This window comes from Nostoc sp. CALU 546 (assembly GCF_048836525.1).
On sequence record NZ_JAWJTF010000387.1, the window covers coordinates 1 to 1,700 of the forward strand.

A 1,700-nucleotide genomic window follows, 5' to 3' on the forward strand; every position below is an offset into this window, starting at 1 on the left:
CACTCATTGACTCAGCACTCATTGACTCAACACTCAAAACTCAGCACTCAAAACTCAGGACTGTTATCTCATGGTATCGTAGATTTTTGCAACTTATGGCTGCTGAACCCGTGCTTTAATTCCTCTTGCCTGTAACAATTTCAGATGTTGTTGTACTTGTTCTTTAGTTTTAAAAGCACCCAGATAAATCAATTCTTTGTTGGGTGATAAATAAGCATCAGGAATTACTTGCCGTGCTGAGGCATAAGCCGCGCCTTTATTCTCTATCACTACATGATAAAACCCATCTGTTGCTGGTTTGATTTCTGCATCCGGTTTTGGTGAGGTTGCGATTGGATTAGGCGAGGTTTTTGCTGTTGGAGTGGGAGGCAAATTCAGGGGAGGCAAGGATTGTAGTGTCGGTACTGGTGCTAAGGCGATCGGATTTGTCGGTTTTAGGGCTGTGTTGGGTTCAGGTAATGCCGCTTGAGGATTTGTAGGGTTTTGGGGAGTTGGTTGGACTTTGGGTTTTAAGCCAACTACATCCTTGGGATCTCTCACTTCAGGAAACTCTTGGGCAGCTAGATTGGGATACTTGGGTATAGATGTACTTGGTGGCTGGATTTGAGGTTGGGCATTACTCCCAACTTCCTCGGTATTTTCTGGTGCAGGAGGCGAGTTTCCGTTAAACAAATTGCCTAAACTCCATTGTGGCAAGCTTTTGGGATTGAACACTACATAACCCAAAGTCAGACTCGCCACTAATAGCAGTAACATCGAGCCGATACCCAAAGGTGATAGCAGACTGTCGCTAGAATTGCTTGGTTTCTTAGTTTCTGGTTGTTCTTCTGTCAGACTTCGCAGCAGTGCTTCACTAGATTCTAAATAGTCATCTGGGTGCTTAGGAGTTTCATCTGGCTGCAAGAGATTTTCGCTTTTAGTATTTTTAACGATCGCTGGCACAATGCTACTAGTAAAGTTGGGCGGGGGTGGTGGAAGTTGAGTTTGGGTTTTATCGGAGGTGGAGGAAACATTAAGATTATTCAGTTCCTCGGTTTTTGGCGTAGCTGGCGCTAGGTTTATCTCAGGATTCACAGCTACAGAAGATGGAGGTGGGGGTGATACGTCAATTTTTGCCGTAGCTGGCGCTGAGGTTCCCTGATGATTCACGGGTACAGATGCAGGCGGTACGTTGGTTTTAATTTCCGTTCCTGATGACTGAGTTTTTCCCGATGTTGTAGGAATAACAGTCAACGATTGGGGTTGACTGCTCATATAACTTGCAACACGAGACTGCTTAGATGACACCAAACCACTTCGCGTGCGTCGGTATCGAGCTAACTCTTGATCTAACGGCACTTCTAAACTTGCAAGTGCTGCTGCTAGTACTGGTTTCAAACCAGATGTTTTAGACGATTGATTAGTAGCGGAGTCGTTCAGAGGGTTTTGAGTCATTGCTTCTGTACCTCAAACATAGACATGTTGGAATGAACTTTAGATATATTTGTGACAATAGTAGCGGAAATTATCTAAATAGATTGGGGATTAGGGGAGAGGTGACAGGTGACAGGTGATAGGGAATAATCTGCACCCTGTAACCTGTACCCTATTCCCTTCTTAACTGGTGACAGGTGATAGGGAATAATCTGCACCCTGTAACCTGTACCCTATTCCCTTCTTAACTGGTGACAGGTGATAGGGAATAATCTGCACCCTGTAAC

The 1,700-nt window shown here is 44.6% G+C and carries 1 protein-coding gene; it reads right to left on the reverse strand.

The features are described 5' to 3' along the window. Positions 1-93: 93 nt before the first annotated feature. Entirely contained in the window at positions 94-1,434 is a 1,341-nt protein-coding gene (locus RRG12_RS43915; protein WP_420762584.1) for a hypothetical protein, read from the reverse strand. Between the last annotated feature and the right edge of the window lie 266 nt (positions 1,435-1,700).

Excerpts from the sequence above, each read along its gene's own strand:
- RRG12_RS43915 (WP_420762584.1), bottom strand. The coding sequence starts at position 1,434 with ATGACTCAAAACCCTCTGAACGACTCCGCTACTAATCAATCGTCTAAA.